This is a genomic window from Bradyrhizobium canariense (assembly GCF_019402665.1).
GTDB lineage: Bacteria > Pseudomonadota > Alphaproteobacteria > Rhizobiales > Xanthobacteraceae > Bradyrhizobium > Bradyrhizobium canariense.
This window is the reverse complement of the sequence record NZ_VSST01000045.1, coordinates 1-19,607: the sequence shown is the minus strand read 5'-3', so window position 1 is coordinate 19,607 and position 19,607 is coordinate 1. Positions and strand designations below refer to the sequence as shown.

Genomic DNA, 19,607 nt, shown 5'->3' with positions numbered 1-19,607 from the left:
ACCACTGACCCACATTAAGAACGTGTGCGGTTATTTGCGTGAGAGTTTCCGGGTTCGTTGCTCCGTCGGCGCCGCCCCTGACCGAAAGCCCAACCGATCGCTCCTGCATTGACGGTTTCGTCCGCGGAGCCGGAGCAGGACTGGCGTGTATCGTACTCCGTCAACCCAGCTCCATGGCCTGGCCGGAATAGTCGACGAACAGCTTCTCGCCGGCGACATGGACCTGGGGACAGGATGGGCTTGAGGGGGCCGGCCCATTGCTTGTAGCGTTCGCATAGCTGAAGCAGTCGGAGTTAGGCAAAAGACCAAGGTAGCTGGGTTGCAGACTGTCAGCGGTGCGCGCCTCCTGGTTACCCCCGATCGCAATCGCTGAAATAGCGATCACGATCGGCTGGAAACGGTGATCACGATGCTCTGGAATGGGCGATCACGATGGCTTGGACTTCGTGATCACGAACGGCTGGAACACGCACTTACCGGGCGCCCCGTCGACCTACCACGCTACTACGTCGCGACGTGGAGCGATGCCGTCAAGCTGTCGGGTGCGCAAGAGGCAGGACACCGCGCTGATCTACGCTCGCAAGCGAAGGGGCATGTCAAGGAGTTGGAGATATCTGCAACGCCGCAACCTGACGCGGCGTTTGATTCACGCATTTCTTCCAGCGCCAATGTTGCGATGCAGTTACAGCAATTTGCGTGCACGTTGTTAAGACGCAGCCGGCTCGGGGGCACTCAAGACATGGGAATAGAAATGAAGAACTTGTTGCTTATGACAGTCAGTACGGTGGCGCTTGCTGCGGTGGCCCCCGCATTCAGTGCTGATCTGCCTGCGCAACCCATCAGGCCTCTCTACACCACCGCTCCAGGACCTGTCGCGGCTGCAATCTACGATTGGAGTGCTTACTATTTCGGCGTGAACGGTGGTCTGAGCTCAGGCGAGAGTTGTTGGGAGTACCTTGGCAGCACGCCCGAGGGCTGTCATCATCCGACAGGCGGTAGCGTGGGCCTCCAGATCGGCTATCGATGGCAGATGGGCCAGATCGTGCTGGGTGTTGAGGGCCAGGGCAACTGGGCTGATTTGACCGGGTCCAATCACAGCATCGCGTTTTCCGATACTACCAACCAGACTAAGATTGACGCGTTCGGTCTCATGACGGGGCAGATTGGTTATGCCTTCGGGAACAACGTACTTTACGGCAAAGGCGGCGCCGCAGTCACGAGCAACATCCATCAGATCAGCTCGACCGTGGCAGGAGCCAGTAGGAAAAGTGACGTTCTTTGGGGCGGTGTGTTGGGGGTCGGATTCGAGCACGGCCTCGCACCGAACTGGACGGTGGGCTTCGAGTACGACCACCTGTTCTTCCAGCCCCGCACGGCGAAATTCAGCGGGAACATTGGTGGGGCCGATCGCATCCGCGAGGGTCTCGACCTTATCACGGTACGGGTCAACTATAAGTTTGGCGGTCCGATTCTCCTGAAATATTGATCCGTACTTGTGTCGATGGCCCCGGCCTAGCCGGGGCCATTTGAAGGAAAGCATGGCCCGCTCAGAGCCCGGCCATTCAGGCAATTCCGACGTGAGATTCAAGCGCGCGATCCCGGCCCTTCGCCTTTCGCTGGCCTGCGATCCCTCCTTCTCCGGACGGCAAGCTCGGCAGCACTTGGCGGGGAACCGCCGGCTCAGCGCTGGAGCACATTCGACACCGAAAGTCGGCCGTAATCGTGGACAGGGTAGTCGCAAGGGCGACGAGCTCGGAACCTGCGTCGATCCCGCGGGAATGATACTGCTTAGCTTGCGGCTGCCGCCTTGCCAGGGTAAGCGGCGCATCGCCGTCGCAATCGAGGCAGACGAGATCGTCGAACACAGCTGCCTCCGCTGAGGCGGCCACGGCAAGATCCGCCTGCAAGCGTTGAGGACATAATAGATCGGCTCATCCGCGTCTGTCGCGAACCCGGACGATAGGCAGCTCGGCTTTCCAGCATCTCACCGGCCCGTCCGATCTTTCGGATCACTCGGCCTCGCCTGCTTCGGCTACGAGCGGCAACCGAGCAGGCGAGCACCTGCCCTCCGACATCGCCGACATCGCGCGCCAAGCGCCGATGCGGACCGAGGAGAAATCATCTATGCCGCGGGCGGGGCGCAATGACGTCAGTGACAGCCGCGGACACGGGCGACCTCATGATGAAGCAAGGCGGCATCCACAGCAGGACTGACCCGAGTTTCTCCGGCCAGGACGCCATAACCCTCGCGCTCAGATGGCATCGCTGCCGGGCGCAAGCTCCATGGCCGGGCAGACCTCTAATCTCGCGTCGCCTTGCAACCCGCCGAAACCCAGGCGGTCAGCCACGCCGGAGCGCGGGGAATAGGTTTGGAGTTCATTCTCGGTCCTTCACACCTCGAAGGGGTTCTGCAGTTCGCACCCGTAGCAACCACAACAGGATTCCTGCAGACTCCGTAGCGCGAGACGCGTCAAGACAGTTGGATCCAAGTGACCTTTTGCGGCCAGAGCTAATACCTTTTCGGCGAGGCACGCCTTCAACGAAGACGTCCGGTTTGCTTCGGGCACCATCCCGATCGCATCGTCCAGAACACCTCGCAACAAAGCGCATAGTTTGGTTTTCGGTGTCATGGCGCTAATCCAAAAACAACGGAGATCTGGCCGACCTCGGCTCCGGCCCGCCTGGCCGGTGGCCCCCGGAAAGCCGTGCGGAATAAACCTTCTTCGCTCCAGGGAGCGGGAGGAATAAGGGAGACGGCCGAGCCTTAGTACAAGAGCTAGGTTTCGGTAATGTGACAGTTCGTGCTCCGCTCATTCTGGATGCATGACGGCTTAAGAAAGCATCCTGCGGATAGGTCCTTTGGTTTTCAAGTCGACGCTTGCTGACGCTATCAAAAAAAGTTCGTAAAGCATTTGGTGAGGATCGCCGAGCCGTGAATTGGGCAGCCTTAGTGGATTGCTTGTTTCCGATCGCGCCAATTCCAGCTTAGGAGCTCGTCGCGCCTTTTGAGCCGGATGTGCGGCGCGGTTGCTATAGTCGGCGAGCCACGCTTGTGAATCCACGCTGCTCAATCTGGCGGTCATGTTCACGGCCAGAGCTCCGGCTCGGCGGAAACGGATTGGTCCGCAGGCTCAGAGTTGTCAAATCCCGGTTCTGGTAGTTGAAACACGACGCAACATCATCTTGAACTCTTCTGGCACGGTTCACAGTTGAGCTTACGGTGACAAGAATTTCTCTTCGAGATAATTTCGGCGTGCTCCGGCCAGCCCAGCTTGTCGCCGTCCAGGATCGCTGGTTCGAGTGGCTCGATATTCGCACCGAAACTTTCGCCCAGCTGCGCGATCCAGTGACGCTAGAACGTGCTTGGGTGCCACTGGGCTCGATTACCGTTCCGCCAGAACCAGAATGGACACCAACACATCCGGCGGTCACCAGGGCTCGCCGCCCCACATAATGCCTACCCCCCTGTTTAGCACCGTATTCCATGGAGCGGATCAAGTTTGAAGCATCCCGCATGGTCGTTCTGGCTAGTCAGTCACTGTCCGGTACCATGTGTGACACAATTATGATTGCTCGCGGGACAACACCGTTGAGGCGTGTCTGACTCACACTGTCGAACTTACGACACGGTGGTACTTATTTGTAGAACTAGGCGGTGTGGACTCTGAGAACCCATTTCCAGGAGAAAATCAGATTCATGGCTGTTTTCTCGGAGCAAGTCTTCGGTGTCATGAACCCGCTGGGTCGACCGGAGGTCGAACGCGACGCGGCTGCTTTGTAGCTTACCCGCGGCGGCTGTAATGGCCCCTACAGCCATCCGCCGCCCCTTTGCCTCAGTCCGCGCGCTGCAACAGCGCGCTAGCCGTCATCCACAACAACACGTCACGGGGGTTCCGATATGCAGCTGCTAAGTTCCTCCACGCCGAGCGCCATTCTCTCGAGTGCCCCTTCTCACAACTTAAGCAATTCAGCAGCGTTGCGACCGATTGACGCGGAACGGAAGGTCAGGTGTCCGTCAACTCCCTACAGCTATAGGAATCATGTGGCTTGCTTCCTTATCTCGATCGACGGCAGTAGCCCACCGTGGATCTTTGCCTCAAAGCTCCGCAGGCGCTGATAAATCGAGATCAGTTCGACGATCGTGCTCCAGGAGTTGACGAGGTACTGAAACGAGGTTCGCACTTGCTTGAACGCGTTGAGGATCTGGTTCATCGCGCCGAGGGTGATCCTGCCCGCGATGATTGTGGGCGCAAGCAGCAGATAAGGAAAGATGACGTCAGTCTGCAGATAGACGATCCGGCCGATATTGAAGTACATGAAGTTCACATAGAGCCGGAAGTAATTCCTGCGAATGTCTCTAAACAGTACGCTCAATGTCGGCGCATTGGCACGCGCCGTATCATCCTCGCCGAGCACGAGCTCCTTGCGATAGGCCGCTTCAACCCGTTGGTTGAAAAATTCAATTCCGGGCAGGCGGATGCCAATAAGCGCGAGAACGCCGGTGCCCAGGATCGACCAGATGACCGCGGCGAACACCAGCGGATAGGAAATCGAGCCGAACAGAGGCAGCTCGGTGACGTTACTGGACAACCTCACCAGAACCGGCAGGAAGGCCACCAGTGTCAGCACCGCGCTGATGAGATTGACGCCTAGACCTTCCATGGTGCTGGCAAAGCGCATGGTGTCTTCCTGAATCCGCTGGGAGGCGCCTTCGATCGTGCGCAGCCGCGGCCAGTTGGCGACATAAAAATCGTTCATCGCCGTGCGCCAGCGGAAGATGTAGTGGCTGACGAAGAATCGCGTCATCACGCCGACCACGACGGCCACGAGCGCTATGCCGGCAAAGGTCGACAACTCGCTGTAGAACTGCTCGACCGTGACCGGCGCCGACTTCGAAAGCGTAGCCTGGATCATGTCATAGAACGGTCCACACCAGCTGTTGATCGCGACCGAGACCTGGACCTGAAAGTAAGAGGTGAACAGGATCAGCGCCGAACCAAGAATGGACCACGTCGCCCAGGGATGCGGGGCAAATAACATCCATGCCGCCGCGAACGCCGTAACGGTCAGCGCAAAATAGAGATCAAACCACAGCGCCGAGGCCGACCAGAACGTCGCAAGCCCGACCGGCTTCTCCGGGGCTGGAAAGAGATTGCCGGCAAATACATACCAAAACGCCATCGCCAACGCCGTCCAAAGACTTGACGACGCAAAGAACAACTTTGGTCGAGAGAAGAATGAAACGAACATGCTCGCTGTCCTTTATCGACTTAGAACTTCAGCTCAGAAGATGAACTCGCCGCGGTTTCGCTAACTGTTCCTGACTTCCGGTCACCCGCCAGTCGCGTCGCACGCGCGATGCCTGAAAGGCCCCGGTCTAGCCGGGGCCTTCGATTCACCAGTCCGACTTCAGATCAATATTTGAGCAGAATCGGGCCGCCGAACTTATAGTTGAGCCGCGCAGTCACAAGATCGAAATCCTGGCGGATGCGGTCGCCGCCCAGCGAACCAGCAGCCACGACAAAGTTCACGTCGGCATCCCGCATGAACAAGTGGTCGTACTCGACGCTTACCGACCAGTTCGGCGCGAAACCGACTTCGATCCCGGCGCCCACAGTAGCACCCCAAGGGCTGCTATCAGCGCCCGCGAACTGCGCGCCCGTGACTGCGGAGTTGACTAGATACGTGTTGCTCGCCACTGCGACGCCGCCCTTGGCGTAAAACAGTACGGTGTCGAGCGCATAACCGATCTGCCCAGTCATCGTACCGAACGCACCAATCTTGCTCTGGTCGACATCGCCGAACGCAATGCTGACGTTGGATCCGCTCAGATCAGCCCAGTTCCCCTGACCTTCAACGCCCAGCACGATCTGGCCGATCTGCCATCGATAGCCGATCTGCCCGCCGACGGTAATGCCGGTCGCATCATGACAGCCCTCAGGGGTGCGACCATTGTAGTCCCAGCAATTCGAGCTTGAGCCCAAGCCGCCGTTCACACCGACGTAGAGGCCGCTCCAGTCGTAAATTGCAGCCGCGACAGGCGGCGGAGCTTTGGAGTAGAGAGGTTGGACGGGCTGCGCAGCCAGGTCTGCACCGGATGCGGACGCAATTGCGCCAAGCGCCACAATGCTCACAGTCGTAAGCAAGAAGTTCTTCATTTCTACTCTCATGTCTTGAGTGCCCCGAGCCTCATGCGTCTTAACAACGTGCGCGCGAATTGCTGTAGCTGCGTCACAACATTCGTGCCGAAAGAAATGCGTGAACCGGACGCTGCGTTAGGTTCTGCGTTGCAGATCATTCCCAAGTGTCCCCTTACGGAGGCCACCATGGGCGGAGCGCCACATCGGCATGCGTTTCTTGGAATCCCGGGCCCACCTTGATATCCCGCATTCCAAGTTCGGCGGAGACATCGAGCAGTTTGCTGACGGAATTTGTCGGATTCCATTCGCTTCTCGTCAGTCCTGTACCAATCGAGCAGAAATTCAATCTTCAGATATTTGATGCCATTGTCGTCTCATTTCCGCAAAACCAATCTTGCTTTGCGCGACCATCGTGTCTTCGTAGTGAAGACCGAACCCGTTGAACCCCGCGCGCGCTGCCCCTTCGACCCTGCCTTTGAATTGGAATGGAGTGACCTCAGCAGGCCCCCAGCGGGTAAACGTGCCCCGAAAGCGCGAAATACGAGATCAGAAGCTCTACGTCATTAGCCACGGCACTATCCTCGCGCGTTCAAGCGGTGAAGTAAGGTATGGCAGCCCACAGGCCACCGGTTGCCATTCTGATATCATGGCACTCGCTGACATAAAGTGGGCGCCCCACGAAACAGTTTTGCCTATTGGAGGCCCGGACCAACTTCGAAAATGGCCGCGCGGCCCTTCATTCGATTGGCGGCGCATCCGGCGCAATGTTGTTGTCGGCACGGCACGCGGCATAAAGAGCGCTAGCCGATGCGCGGTCTCGAACGTAAGCGGCATTTCCGCGACGATATCCATCCTCTTTGAGCGACGGTGAATGACGATCGCTCGATCGTGCTGATCCGCATTCCAGAAAACAACATAAAGATTGTACCTTCTAATGAATCCGACAAACGTGCCTTTGATGTTTTCAGACCCAAGGACGAGGCCGCCGGCCGCCTTCGATTGGGCCGGCTCCTGGACCGTCTTGACCATCTCGTCGAAAATGATCGCGCTCGGTTCCGCCCTCTTCCATGATTTTTTATCCGGAGTGGCAAGAGCACCGAGCGTTGGCGCGCAGCTCGGAAACCATCCGCCTCGCTGCCGTCAGCCAGATGGAGCATGGGGCAATGGAGACGGTGCCGCCATTTGAGAAGAGCCGCGAAATGCGATCGCGCAAGTTCGCCACGGCAGCGCCGCCGGGATAGCCGCGCCAGTCGCCAATCGGCCCGTCATCCTTGACGTGGGTTTCGCTGTGGTCGCTGTGACCAAAGCGGCCGACGAAGTCCGATTTATTTTCGTTCTTCGCCGGCTTCTGATTCATTCGGCTGGACTGTGCAATTGAGCCACCCCGGGTTTGCCGCAGCCCATTTGCTTTAACTTACGCCGCCATGATGACTTGAATTCGTTGGAGCGCTGCAAGGCAAACGCGTGAATGAGGCGGCAGATTTATCTATGCCCTTCCATAGCGAGCCGCAGCGACTTCGGGATGCGCTGCGCCTTTCCAGCTGAGATAAACGCTACCCGTACACGTGCTGTGACCAGGAGATCGTCGCCACGCCTGCATTCCTGCAGCAAGGCAATCGACGCGCCCCTCACCTCTTGCGGGACTGTGACGACGTCAAGAATGTCATCCAAGACCGCCGGTTTTAGAAAATCGATCGTCATCGAGCGCACAACGAAGGCAACACCGGGCGCATCGTTCTTGGCTTCTTTGAGTAATGCTTGCTGATTCGTTCCGAGCAGGCGCAAGTAGTTCGTTCTGCCGCGTTCCATGAAGCGCAAGAAATTTGCGTGATAAACAATCTGGCCGGAATCGGTATCTTCGAAATAGACCCGGATCTGCATATGATGGCGGCCGTCGCGAATTTCGCCATCAAGAGAGGCTCTCACGGTGTGGTCCCCTTGCTGCCCTTTTGGGACCCATTGTCTCGCACAAAGGCGCGTTCCAGAGCAAGCGCCGAGGGGCTTTGGCTTTGTTCGCGCAGTCGGAGCTCCGGCGCACCGCCGCGTGGGTGCTGCGCGTGCCCTCAACAGATCAACAACTTAGTAGCTCGGCCTGATCTTCGGGGTGATGACGAACTGCCCTTTTGGCCTGCGATTTGCCTGCCGGTGTGGCGCTGGCACGTCAGTGTTGGATACTAGGGAGGTCCGCTTGGATACTAGAGAGGTCCGCCAGAACTTAGCGGTATTCACGATGGCTGCTGGAGCTTGGGTCGATCAAGAAGCTACTTGTAAGAGGATTGGCGGATGCGAAACAATCGACGATCACACGGACTGTGGGTGCTGACTGCGCCACCAGCGCCACAAACTGCTCCACTTACTGATGAAATTGCAGCGGATATCGTCGTGATTGGCGGTGGATATACCGGGCTGTCGGCGGCCCTTCATCTAGCTGAAGGTGGAGCGCGTGTTGCGCTTTTGGAGGCGTCTGAAATAGGATTCGGCGGGTCCGGGCGGAACGTCGGACTCGTGAATGCGGGCATGTGGCTCATGCCTGAGTCGCTTCCGGCCGCGCTCCGCGCGCCTTTTGGAGAACGGTTACTTGAACAGCTCGGCCGCGGACCGCAGACGGTATTCGAGCTCATCGAAAAGCACCACATCGAATGTGAAGTCGAACGTGCCGGCACCTTGCATTGTGCGGTCGGACGTAAGGGCTTGGAGGAGGTTGAGGCCCGTGCCGAACAGTGGCAGAAGCGTGGAGCGCCCGTCCTGGTGCTAAATGCGGAGGCAACACGCAGCAAAGTAGGCGGTGGCGACTACACCGGCGCGCTGCTCGATAAGCGCGCCGGCACCATACAGCCATTGGCTTATGTGCGAGGGTTAGCGCGGGCCGCGCTTGCGATGGGAGCCAGGATATTTACGCATAGTGAGGCCGTCATGGCGCAACAGAATGGTTTCCGCTGGAGAGTCGGCACCGAAAGCGGATCTGTAGAGGCCGACTGGGTGGTCGTCGCGACGGATGCTTATAGCAAGGGACTTTGGTCTGAGGTACGGCAGGAACAGATTCAACTGCCCTATTTCAACTTTGGCACGCCATGTCTGCCCGATGATCTGAGAAAGTCGATCCTGCCTGAGCGGCAGGGTGTGTGGGACACTCGAGAAGTCCTCTCTTCGTTTCGTCTCGATCGCTCCGGGCGACTCGTGTTTGGCAGTGTTGGTGCGCTTGAGGGGATTGGGCGATCTATTCACCGCGCTTGGGCCCAAAGATCGTTGCACAAGCTTTTTCCAGGACTTCGGGGCGTCCAGTTTGAAACCGGCTGGTTTGGCATGATTGGAATGACCTCCGACAACTTGCCCCGGCTTCACAAGCTGGACCGCAAAGTCATCGGTTTCAGTGGCTATAACGGCCGCGGAATCGCACCAGGCACTGTGTTTGGCAGTGTTTTGGCTTCGTATGTATTGGGGCAGATCGCGGAGAACGACCTGCCGTTGCCGGTCACCGCCGTTGAAGCCCAGCGCTTTCGTGCAGCGCAGGAGGCGTTTTATACGGCGGGCTCCCAGCTTGTTCACCTGATGGATTCCTGGTTCTGATCACCCCAGCAACCCGGTTGGCTTCACAAGCTGCCCTCGCTCGAAGCATGCCGGTCCTCGTGATGTTGTTATGATGTGTTCAAGGGCGCCGTCATGGAACTTAGCATACCTCGGGTAGACAATCGGATGGTGAAAACGACGAGCTTGCGACGGGTGACGTTCATGACTCGAGCTGTCGGTTCTCCGCCGAATGCCAGTCCGCACCGTGGAGGCGGATCATCTCCCCGACGGATCGCTCGATGAAGACGCGCTCAACGCAAAAGCCGGCAGTGACCGAAGCCGCACTTTAAAAGGGTTTCTCGATATCGCGAGACACCAGCGCGAAGGCCCACCCCAAACTGGAAGCGCTCATGAGTTGCCGTCACGGCGGTCGAAAGGGAAGCGCCAGCCTGTGAGGCGAGTTCTGCGTCATTTCGTTTCGCTGAACCCGTCTGGAAACTCCCTTATGATGGACAGGGCAACTTCGCCTCCCTGCTTTATCCCGGCATCGTAGTGCTAGATGCCAGCGCGGCTTTCTGTTGGGGTGTCATAATTAATCCATGCGCCGAGCGCATGCGGTGCGCGGCGAAATCTCTTCCGAATAATGAGGTTGTCCACAGGAAGCTGTGAATAGCCGGCATAAGGTTCCGCTATTTGCGGTTGCACGCCGGGAAACGTGTTCCACTGCTCGTAACGAATCGGGGAGAACCGCCAGCTTGCGACTGGCGGCCCCGATTGCCCGCGCAACGCTGCGGACTGCGGGCCAAACGCCGATGTTAGCAGCAACAGCATTACATTCGGTAAGCCCCGAGAGGTCAAGTCCGGCTTTACTCTAGTGACAGAAGTCGAATGGCTACCTATAAGAACGCCAACTACCTACCGCAATCTAGCAGCGACTGTTTCGATCAGGATCAGGGGCCGGGAGTCGCGGCTCCCTTTGCCGCTCTCTACCGATGCACGGGCTGTCATCGCGAAATCGGAATTGCAGCAGGCCACACATTGCCTCCGCAAAGCAATCATGCGCATACGTCAGCACAAGCACCATTTGATGGCGTCTGATCGTATGGGCAGATCACAATCCGAAGTGAGCGACCGACAACAGCGGAAGTCCGGTTCAGCCGGGCTTCTACACTCTTGTTTGGAGATGCCCATTCAGGCGAGAGTACTTGAGAATGAGCTAGAAGTATTTCGCGGCCGGGTCTTCAGCATCTTCCACTTCCGGCATCATTACTTTCGATGCATCGGACAGCGAGCCGCCAATGGAATTCAGCATCATTCTGAGAAGATTCAGAGCTTTCGCAAACGTCTTCGCCTCCGATTTGCCGCGCAACCAGCCCACTTGCCATTGCCACTAGCGTCCGGTGGCTCCGGGTTGAACCATCGAAGGTCATCAGACAGCGTTCGCCGCGCCTCGCGCTCGTGCGGTTTGCCTAAGCATTTCGGCGGTTCGCCTAACGGACCCAAGCCGTTTGGCTCTTTGCGGCCCGAAAATCGTTTTGGATTCTTGCGAGTGCGGCCGGTCGCCCGGGCTTTCCTGAGAGGAACGCATGCGCGTGCCATTGAAATTCATTCCTTTATATAAATTGGGTATGGGGACTCCATTTGCAGCTGTGCGCGTGAACGACCCGGTCTGTGTTTGGGTTGGCCGTTCTGTGCCTTTCGAGATGCCCTACCCATGTGGAACCACGCGAGCGCGACAAAGATTGCAATCAGGTGCATGCTCCGAACAAACATCTTCTCGGAAGCAACGGCAATACGGGCAACGGCGATGAATGAAGTTACGATGCTCAACGCGGAGTTAGATCGCTGCAAGGCTGAGCTGAGGGACCTTAACGCGAAGATGAGCTCAATTTCCTGCACGCAGCCGGTGGACATGACCGCAGTCGAGGACGTGGCGAGGCGAATTCGCCAAATTGCCGAACGGGTCGAAGTCTTGACGCGCACCATCCTCCACGGTCCACAAGCCGGAACACAATAAGGCTGCCAGGAGCGCTGCCGGGCGGCCAGTTACAAAGTTAACCCGGCAGGGAGATGCCCAGGTTAGATCATATTTCTAAGTCTTGCGTGTTCTTGCAGCAGCTCAACTTCTTCTGTCTGAGCCCCTGTTGCTTTCGTCAACTGTCGGCCACCTAATCTTGCGAAGCGATTCGCGATCACCGTAGGTCGCAGGAACGTGCGCTTTTAGATGACGTAACGTGCGCGACACGCGATGCAGCTTCTGCGCTGCTACGGTCGAAAATGTCTTAAGCGGGCAGATATTCTGGCGGGAATTGTGCGAGGGCTTTAGCCTCTTCGCCCTGCCCGTGCGTTGGATGTAACCGTTGACATAAGTGCGATGGCAAGGGCCGCGTCCCCAAGCCGGATGATGAGCGGACCTGAGGCGCATTCAGCGAAGCTCGAGTCTGCCAAGGACCGCGAGTGCTCGCCACGAAAGATCGCTTCGCGGTCCTCAAATCGCGTGTTGCTCAGGCAGTCGCCTGCCGAAGCCCGACTTCCCCATGCCAACCGGAGCGTCTTCAGCGCAAAGGCCCCGTCTCCATGGAGCGCCGCCCGCGAACACTTGCGAATGGCGCCTCCTTCATACTCAACATTTCGCGTTGTCGTGTTCAGCCGTATCCGGCTGAAGACGTTAATGTCGGAGACCAGACACTAACGCGCGAGTATTCCGTCGCCTGAGCCGAAGAACATGGTTTTGCCCTCTTCAAGCGGGGCTAGCAAATGGCTTTGGTGGCACGTGGATTGCTGGGACACCGAAAAGAGCCCGTACGATCATGACGGCCTCGCAGTCGCCGGCCCAGGAGTCCAAATGAAACTTGCTCGATTGATCGCGGGCGTCAATCATCTCCATTCTCGCCAGCATTTCAACTCATCTAGTGTGTCGATGCCCATGCCGTAGTAGTTCGGTGCTACTATACGTGGCGAACGACGGTGGCACCCGCACGGAATCTATGCTTAAGGTCAGATCATGAAACCGGTTCTCGTCTTCGATTGGAATGGAACGTTGCTCGATGATGCATACGCACTGCTCGAAACCACCAATGCAATTCTAGATCGCTTTGGTCGTACAACGATCGACATGAAGACGCTTCGGGAACATTGCGACGTTCCGCTGTCTCTTCTTTATCGCAGCCTCGGACTATCGCGAGACGAGCTTGCGACGGTGGATCGCGATGGGAGTGCAATGTTTCACGACGCCTATGAGGCTCTTGCGGGCAGAGCCGATCTACGCGAGGGCGCGCGCAGAGTCTTGGAGTTGGCGCGCCGAGAAGGGGCTTCGTCCATCATCGTGAGCAACCATATAGTCGACCCTCTGCGCTACCAATTGAGAAGACTTGGAATCAATGACTGCATCGACGATGTGCTCGCGTTCGAAAGCCGCGACACGCAATACAAATCGACAAGCAAAGGAGAGCGACTTCGTCTATACATGCAGAAGAACAACTTGAAACCAGCGTCAACTTTCATCATCGGCGATATGCCGATCGAAACGGATATTGCACGGAATCTCGGACTGATAAGTATAGCCATTACCGGGGGATTTGTTTCCGAGGCGCGCCTGCAAGCGGCGCATCCAGACTACACGATTAACAACCTTCATGAGCTGTTGCCAATCTTACGAAGCTACGGTTTTTTTGGAATGCACAAATCATGATCGGCGAAGATCACCGCACAGCGTCTGTAAAACCTTGATCATGTCGTCCATGTTGAACGAGTTTATCTCGGCGATTCGAACTCCGCCTTCGACATCGTACGCGTCGCATGGCTCAACTCAGTCGCGAGTCCAGCATCTGCAATACCGAACCCGTAATCGGGTACCTGCCGCACTCGCGGCATTCCAGGCGCCTGTAGTCGTCACCGGTGGACTGCTCGAGGCTTGACGATGCCAGATCGAACAATAACCCATCTCTCACCCACACATTGCCGCTCTTACGACCTCAGCGATCCCAGATAGTCGAGCGTGTTGGCAAGCGTCACATTGTAGAATCGGAGAGCAACTTCACCCCGTGCGTCGAACGCTGACCCCAGCTATTCCATCGCAAGTCAGTACTGGTCTGGACGAAATCAGCAGTAGGCCGGGGTCATGGTTGGACGCTGACGGGGCCAGTTGGGCATCCGGAACTCCGCAACCGTAACAGCACCAGCGCTCGTGCCGCACGGTACGCCAAAGGCACCGGTTCGGTTTGACGCGCGGGTCGCGCTGCCGGATGGAGATGCGCTTCGCCGCTGCTGGCGGACATAGTCCAATTCGCTCCCACACCCCCTACCCAGGGGACCTGTTCGTGTGCGCCACAGGCGAGTCAACGACCTGACTTTCTGAGCCGCTGGGAGAACTCGGCGGCTGCTCCTCAAGATGCATGCGCTCGCGCGCGTTCGCGGGCTTCGCGGCGACGCTGGAAGCGCTCGCGTCAGCGGTTCGCTCGTTCCGAGGGCTGGGCACCGATGGCACCGGCCCGGCCGTTTCGACTGGGACCTTCTCCGTCGGCTCGTCTTGGCCTCGGCGCGCCTCCATGGTCTCGAGCACAACTCGCCCTCTCACCGTGATTCTCCAACCGCCGTTTTGGCGCTCAACGAGGCCGTCCGAAAAAATGTCCAGCCCGGGAACGCGCGCGGCCAGCCGTTTGGTGCGCTCGGCCCATTCCGGGCCGCTGGTCGCGAGGATTGCCATGTCCCGCTTGAGGTCCGCCATCACGGCAAATCCTTGGGGGTAACTCACCAGGATCTTCAAGACTGTGACCTGGAAGTTCACTCCGCACCTCGCCCGATCAACGCCACATGATCGACGCTCGGGCCAGGGCTTTACGCCCTATATGCCGCAGCAGCTTCGGCGTTGTTTCGTCGGTCTTTGCGGCTTCGACGATCTCGGAGGCCAAACCAGCGCCGCTCCCCTTGCGCGGAAGCGTCTGGCAGACCTCGTCAAGTACCGCTTGCGATAGAGCGGTCGTGGGGTGTTCAAACATGGACGCCTATCCTACCGTAAGTCTTTCGACCTTGGGATTCCCGCAGTTGAGGTAAACTCTGCCGCGTTGCGCACGAGGGCTCGCGCTCTACTGATGTACCGCGGTCTTGATTCTGATCGATGCGGACTCAAATTGGTAGGCCGAGCTGCAGCTCGGCCTACGGTTCGCCCTGGCGTGAAGACAAGAAGGCGGATCGGCTTTGGAGCGGGTATCTCGTTTGAAGGAAGACGAGCGACAAGTTTCGAGCTCGCAGCGGCTCGAAATCGCGACGCGTCCGGTCCTGCTCCGCGTGATGATCTCGAGATCGTTGAACCTGCCCCTCAGTTTAACCGTCCGGCCCCGCGAACCTTTGTCCTCGCAGTGCCTCCAGACCTTCTCGATGAGCGGCTGCGCCTTCCTGACAACGGGGGATGCCGGGGTGTCGACACCCAGTCAAGGCGATGCCGGTGATCTTGACGACGCGGCGCCGCGTGCAACCGCCCGCAACGGACTGGAAATCGCACAGCAAATGTCAGTCTCCTCACACCGGCGTCGGACTTGAACGCTCCCCGATGGTAGCAAGCGGACTTTCTACGTGGCCACCCCGCGCCGCAACAATGTCACGAATTCATTTGCATATCCGTCACGTGCAGCGACGCTGCCTCCAACAGCCGAGCGACTCGGTCGTAAGCTCGTCGTGGAGCAGATGTTCGCGATTGAACATGAGAGGCCTCCATCATCATTCAACATTCGGCGTTTGTCGTGTTCAGCCGTGTCCGGCTGAAGACGTTAATGTCGGGGACCAGACACTGAGGCGCGAGTATCCCGCCGCTGGCGCCGAAGAACATGGTTTTGCCCTCTTCAAGCGAGGCTCGCAAGTGGCTTTGGTGGCACGTGGATTGCTGGGACACCGCAAAGATTCTGTACGACCATGACGGCCTTGCTGTCGCGGGCCCAGGAGTTCGAATGAAACTTGCTCGATTGATCGAAAATGCCATGGACATTGCGCTGTTGCCTACGGTCCGGCTTAAAGCTTTGCCGCGTTGCCCCGCGGGTGCCGCTATCTCCGAGGTCGAGCACCATTTTCTCGGGGAGTATTCGCACCCTCTGCGCCTGAAGTCTTCCTCGGTGCCGTTTAGCAACGCCCGAGGGGGCATTCGCGTGGGCCACGGCATCTGTCTTCCTCGCCGAACCATAATCGACCCTCGCGTGTAGCCGAGCGGATGGCGGCCCGTGTTCTGATCTACGGTGGTTACCTCGAGGGGGAGCCGACAACCCCGCGCCTTTTATCGAAACGCATGGCTACGGTATCGAGCCCGAGCTGAAGAGCGGAATGTGAAGCGAGGGACGGAGGTGCCATCGCCCCTTGCTTCACACGAAAGCTAGAGGAGTTCAACAAAATGCGCGCCCCGACCTATTCCGAAGCCTTGGAATTCGCGATCGACCGATCCTACGACATTAACCTCGACATGTTGAGGTCACGGAATTTGCACCTTGACACGCACAACGATTATCTCGTCGGCACATATCCGCCTCTCAAGGCAATGGGCGATCTAGATGCCGAAAACTTGTTGCTTCAGGTTACGCCGTCAATTGATCTCTACTTTCACGTCCCCTTCTGTGATCAGCATTGCACCTTTTGCCACTTCGCCAAAGAAATCCATCCATCTCCCGAGCGAGTGGAGCGCTATCTGGCGGCCTTAGATAAAGAGATGAGTTGGTCGGACGCGGCACTGGCTGACAGAGCTGTTGAGACTGCTTTCTTCGGAGGCGGTACCCCCTCGTTCCTGACCAACAGTCAACTCAAAACGCTATTTGGTATGATTGGCCGGCGCTTTGATCTGTCTAAGTCGGAGGTGAGCTTCGAATTACATCCCTCTCTTGCAAAGCAAGTGGATGCTGCAGATCGCATATCGACACTGCTCAGATCCGGCGTAAACCGCTTTGTATTGGGCGTTCAGAGTCTAGATCCGAGCATTTTACGCATACTAAACCGCGGACACCGCGTGGACGAGGTAGTACAACTCGTAAGATTGCTGAATGAGATGGGCGTTGAGAATCTCTCGCTCGACCTCATGTATGGATTGCCGCAGCAAACGCTCCGTAGCTGGTACGACTCACTCATCGGCTTACTAGATTTGGGGATAGAGAAGTTCAATGTATTCCCCTTGATGTTCAAATCTACAGACCCCGTGGCCCGCCATTTGGCTCAGGGACGATATCAATTCGCCGGGGCTAAGGAGCGCATTATCATGCATTTTATGGCCGAGCACATCCTCACGACACTGGGCTATCGTCACGGGCCGATTTTCTACTGGAGTAAGCAGTCGCAGCCACACTCGGTTCAACAGCGCCGCAAATACGATTCCTGGAACGACAATAATCTGGTTCCGTTTGGGGTTGCCGGATTTGGCTACATGAGCCAGTGCCAGTTCTATAACGAGGCAGATTTAGATCGTTACCTATATAGGGTCGAGGCTGGCGAGAAGCCAGTGTGGAAGGGTGTTGTCCTGTCGCAAGATGATCTCATGCGCAGAACAGTAATGTTTGCCCTGCGAAGCAGTGGAGTGTCGCTCTCCCGCTTCGAGCGGGAGTTTGGGGTGTCGATTGAGAAATGCTTTGGACGCGAGCTAGAAAAGTTGAATGAGGCAGGTCTCATCAGCATTTCAAATAATGGCCTGCTTTCGTTAACTGCCGCCGGCACCATCAATTCGGGCGCGGTATCGCTGCTATTCTTCTCGAACAATATACTTGAGAAGGTCGCGTATAACGACAGTAGGATAGCAGACAAACGAACTGATCTGCTCGAAAAGCATGATTACTCACCGGCCGCTCGATACGGATCAAGTACCGAAATGCAAGTTGCATTTCGATGAAGCCGCGGGCGGGCTCGTTTATGGTCACTCCTTTTTCCGTTTCCACTCCGCAAAGCTCGCCTTGCGAAGGGCACGATATATTTTTGCATCTGGGCGATAGTATTGATCGGCGGCAGCGAGAACGCCCGCTTGGGCTGGTCAGCAATTTTGTCACCGATGAACTGCCGCACTGCATTGCGGAAATCAAATGCAGTGAACGACCAGATGAAGCGGTTAAGGCGCTTGGACGCAGCGTCAACGCGATGATCGCCGCGAGTGACTACGATGCGTTGCTGCAAAGTCTTCCGCAACCCGACTTCGAGATCGCCAAGACAGACATCCAATATCTCGTAAATTGTGCTTATCAGATGTCTGCGTTTGCCGGCCTTCACCCCCTGGACGCCGAGCTGACGGTGGGAGAGGCACTGAGCCGCCTTGCGCGATCAAGCTGTGACCGGCAACCCGGCATTGAGGTCCTCTCCTATGAAGATATGATCCTTACGAATCCGTTGCAGAACGATCCACGCGTATACTGCCTTGGCGCGGCCGGGGTCGAGGAACGAGATTTTTGCTTAGGCCATCAGATCATCGAGAGCGAATTGCAGTCAGCGATGGACGCTCTCCTTGACTTGCGTGATGCGGCCGAGGTGGATGCGGGGCAATGTCTTGCGCTATGCTTGGCGCGCCTTGAGTCAGCAAACTATATTCTGACGCGCTTTTATGAACATATGTCACCGGACCTATTTGGCCAATTTCGTGTGTTTTACGGAAAGAATCCTTACAAGAATACGCTTGGTCCAAGCGGCCGCTTCTCGGCTCGCATGGTGGCAGTGTCGGTGCTACTACTCGGTGAAGAACTCTTCCACCAGAAACCGCAATTCTATCGTGATCTATATCGGCTTTCCGAATATTATCCGCAGAAGTGCATTCACGAGGTATTCCGCTGGCTCTCGTCCGACAACGGGAGTGCACCGATCAAGCCGGGCTGGCTAGAAGGGAAAGCGGAGTTTCCCAGGCTTGCGACGATTTCGCCAATAATGGAGCATCACGGCGGCGAAATCGGAAGGCTGCGCGCGTCCTGCATTTGTGCACTGGATCGGTTTACCCTGAAGCACCGAAGTACGGCGTTAAAATATACTGTCGAGCCGGGTCGTCCAATCGTCGGAGTTGAGGTATCGGAGAATGTTGAGGCCGTCCTTTCTCAGCGACTGTTGACAGAGGCGGGTCGGTAAGCTGACGGTGGTCCCTGCTTGGCTAAACAGAAACGATGCCACAGGCGCAGGTGTTCGACGCCCGTCGAGAGGTGATAATCGATGTCTCAAGACGAACTGATCGTTCGTCGGTTCGAGTCCGGGGATGGCGATGGTGTATGGCATCTGCACAGAAGCGCATCGCAGCATGTTGGTGTGTGTGGCCCGGAAGGAACCTGGGAGGATGATTTACGCAATATCGGCGCAGTATACATCGGGTCGGGCGGAGACTTCGTAGTTGCCCATATTGGTCCCCAACTCGCTGCCATGGGTGGGCTGAAACGTGTTGATGACGATGTCGCAGAAGTTAAACGTATTCGGGTCGATCCCGACTTTCAGCGACGAGGGCTTGGAAGGAGGGTTCTTCGTGAATTGGAGTCGCGGGCTGTTGCTCTCGGTTTCAAGTGGATAATGCTCGACACAACAACGATCCAAGCAGGGGCTCAGAGACTTTACGAGACCGCTGGCTATGTTCGCCGCAAGGAAGGGACGTTGCACGGATATGCAGTGATCTTTTACGAGAAGCGGCTCATTGGCCAGGACGACCCCACATGAGCAAATGATGCGGATATTCGAATGAAGCTCTACGGACCGCTCAGATAAAACCGTCACACCGGCGAAGACTCCCTTCAAGAGTCCCGCGAGATCTGCGGCCGGAATGAATCGTGTCACTGTAGCTGACGAGGACGTAAAAGATTTCGCGACCGACAGCCCTCGAACGCACGCCCAAACTCACGACCGCCTGAACCAGCGTTGAGCTCAAAAGAGAGCTGGAGCGGTGCGCCCGCGACTTATCGGCATCCGAGTGTCATTCGGCCTGCAATATTGCCCCCCTAAGCCGGGGGATCGGCGTCCAAAATTGGCTCTGACTCATATGTG

The 19,607-nt window shown here is 57.3% G+C and carries 15 protein-coding genes; 7 read left to right on the top strand and 8 right to left on the bottom strand.

Features of this window, described 5'->3' with window-relative positions; translation table 11 throughout:
• Positions 1-751 precede the first annotated feature (751 nt).
• A complete protein-coding gene (locus tag FXB41_RS24770; protein ID WP_007614406.1) occupies positions 752-1,486 on the top strand; it encodes an outer membrane protein in 735 nt (244 codons plus the stop codon).
• Positions 1,487-4,038: 2,552 nt separating this feature from the next.
• Here the strand turns inward: FXB41_RS24770 and sbmA are convergent.
• Positions 4,039-5,250, bottom strand: a complete 1,212-nt coding sequence (sbmA, locus tag FXB41_RS24765) for a peptide antibiotic transporter SbmA (protein WP_219683518.1) — start codon at positions 5,248-5,250, stop codon at positions 4,039-4,041.
• Between the two features lie 164 nt (positions 5,251-5,414).
• Positions 5,415-6,158 (bottom strand): outer membrane protein, encoded by a 744-nt coding sequence (locus FXB41_RS24760; RefSeq protein ID WP_035993548.1) that lies wholly within the window; start codon positions 6,156-6,158, stop codon positions 5,415-5,417.
• 849 nt (positions 6,159-7,007) lie between these two features.
• Between FXB41_RS24760 and FXB41_RS24755 the strand changes: the two genes are divergently transcribed.
• Complete coding sequence (locus FXB41_RS24755; RefSeq protein ID WP_219683517.1) at positions 7,008-7,211, top strand: hypothetical protein; 204 nt, start codon at positions 7,008-7,010, stop codon at positions 7,209-7,211.
• Between the two features lie 4 nt (positions 7,212-7,215).
• Here FXB41_RS24755 and FXB41_RS24750 read toward each other — a convergent pair whose 3' ends face one another.
• Positions 7,216-7,497, bottom strand: coding sequence for a hypothetical protein (locus tag FXB41_RS24750; protein WP_085348290.1), 282 nt, complete (start codon positions 7,495-7,497; stop codon positions 7,216-7,218).
• 125 nt (positions 7,498-7,622) lie between these two features.
• On the bottom strand, positions 7,623-8,066 hold the full coding sequence (ybgC, locus tag FXB41_RS24745) for a tol-pal system-associated acyl-CoA thioesterase (RefSeq protein WP_007596415.1): 444 nt from the start codon (positions 8,064-8,066) through the stop codon (positions 7,623-7,625).
• Between the two features lie 357 nt (positions 8,067-8,423).
• Here ybgC and FXB41_RS24740 point away from each other — a divergent pair, with 357 nt between their 5' ends.
• Positions 8,424-9,707: an NAD(P)/FAD-dependent oxidoreductase gene (locus FXB41_RS24740; protein WP_007614421.1), complete on the top strand. Its 1,284-nt coding sequence runs from the start codon at positions 8,424-8,426 to the stop codon at positions 9,705-9,707.
• 1,156 nt (positions 9,708-10,863) lie between these two features.
• Here FXB41_RS24740 and FXB41_RS24735 read toward each other — a convergent pair.
• Complete coding sequence (locus FXB41_RS24735) at positions 10,864-11,025, bottom strand: hypothetical protein (protein ID WP_157158605.1); 162 nt, start codon at positions 11,023-11,025, stop codon at positions 10,864-10,866.
• 1,626 nt (positions 11,026-12,651) lie between these two features.
• Between FXB41_RS24735 and FXB41_RS24730 the strand changes: the two genes are divergently transcribed.
• Positions 12,652-13,338: an HAD family hydrolase gene (locus FXB41_RS24730; protein WP_007596419.1), complete on the top strand. Its 687-nt coding sequence runs from the start codon at positions 12,652-12,654 to the stop codon at positions 13,336-13,338.
• Positions 13,339-13,947: 609 nt separating this feature from the next.
• Here the strand turns inward: FXB41_RS24730 and FXB41_RS24725 are convergent.
• The 3 genes from FXB41_RS24725 to FXB41_RS42020 all read right to left on the bottom strand — a co-directional run bounded on the left by FXB41_RS24725 (position 13,948) and on the right by FXB41_RS42020 (position 15,025).
• Positions 13,948-14,433: a hypothetical protein gene (locus FXB41_RS24725; protein ID WP_219683516.1), complete on the bottom strand. Its 486-nt coding sequence runs from the start codon at positions 14,431-14,433 to the stop codon at positions 13,948-13,950.
• Positions 14,434-14,449: 16 nt separating this feature from the next.
• On the bottom strand, positions 14,450-14,644 hold the full coding sequence (locus FXB41_RS24720) for a hypothetical protein (RefSeq protein ID WP_007596423.1): 195 nt from the start codon (positions 14,642-14,644) through the stop codon (positions 14,450-14,452).
• An 87-nt stretch (positions 14,645-14,731) separates the two neighbouring features.
• Positions 14,732-15,025: a DinB/UmuC family translesion DNA polymerase gene (locus tag FXB41_RS42020; protein ID WP_376707509.1), complete on the bottom strand. Its 294-nt coding sequence runs from the start codon at positions 15,023-15,025 to the stop codon at positions 14,732-14,734.
• 998 nt (positions 15,026-16,023) lie between these two features.
• Between FXB41_RS42020 and FXB41_RS24715 the strand changes: the two genes are divergently transcribed.
• The 3 genes from FXB41_RS24715 (at position 16,024) to FXB41_RS24705 (ending at position 19,283) form a co-directional block, all read left to right on the top strand.
• Positions 16,024-17,499, top strand: a complete 1,476-nt coding sequence (locus FXB41_RS24715; RefSeq protein ID WP_219683515.1) for a coproporphyrinogen-III oxidase family protein — start codon at positions 16,024-16,026, stop codon at positions 17,497-17,499.
• Between the two features lie 20 nt (positions 17,500-17,519).
• Complete coding sequence (locus FXB41_RS24710; RefSeq protein WP_246649143.1) at positions 17,520-18,710, top strand: hypothetical protein; 1,191 nt, start codon at positions 17,520-17,522, stop codon at positions 18,708-18,710.
• A gap of 81 nt (positions 18,711-18,791) precedes the next feature.
• The gene (locus FXB41_RS24705; protein ID WP_219683514.1) at positions 18,792-19,283 is read left to right on the top strand and encodes a GNAT family N-acetyltransferase; all 492 of its coding nucleotides are present in this window, start codon (positions 18,792-18,794) and stop codon (positions 19,281-19,283) included.
• Positions 19,284-19,607 lie beyond the last annotated feature (324 nt).

Bases quoted from the DNA above. Each gene is read 5' to 3' on its own strand.
- FXB41_RS24770 (WP_007614406.1), top strand. From the start codon at position 752: ATGAAGAACTTGTTGCTTATGACAGTCAGTACGGTGGCGCTTGCTGCG.
- sbmA (WP_219683518.1), bottom strand. From the start codon at position 5,250: ATGTTCGTTTCATTCTTCTCTCGACCAAAGTTGTTCTTTGCGTCGTCA.
- FXB41_RS24760 (WP_035993548.1), bottom strand. From the start codon at position 6,158: ATGAAGAACTTCTTGCTTACGACTGTGAGCATTGTGGCGCTTGGCGCA.
- FXB41_RS24750 (WP_085348290.1), bottom strand. From the start codon at position 7,497: ATGAATCAGAAGCCGGCGAAGAACGAAAATAAATCGGACTTCGTCGGC.
- FXB41_RS24740 (WP_007614421.1), top strand. From the start codon at position 8,424: ATGCGAAACAATCGACGATCACACGGACTGTGGGTGCTGACTGCGCCA.
- FXB41_RS24730 (WP_007596419.1), top strand. From the start codon at position 12,652: ATGAAACCGGTTCTCGTCTTCGATTGGAATGGAACGTTGCTCGATGAT.
- FXB41_RS24720 (WP_007596423.1), bottom strand. From the start codon at position 14,644: ATGTTTGAACACCCCACGACCGCTCTATCGCAAGCGGTACTTGACGAG.
- FXB41_RS24715 (WP_219683515.1), top strand. From the start codon at position 16,024: ATGCGCGCCCCGACCTATTCCGAAGCCTTGGAATTCGCGATCGACCGA.
- FXB41_RS24710 (WP_246649143.1), top strand. From the start codon at position 17,520: ATGGTCACTCCTTTTTCCGTTTCCACTCCGCAAAGCTCGCCTTGCGAA.
- FXB41_RS24705 (WP_219683514.1), top strand. From the start codon at position 18,792: ATGTCTCAAGACGAACTGATCGTTCGTCGGTTCGAGTCCGGGGATGGC.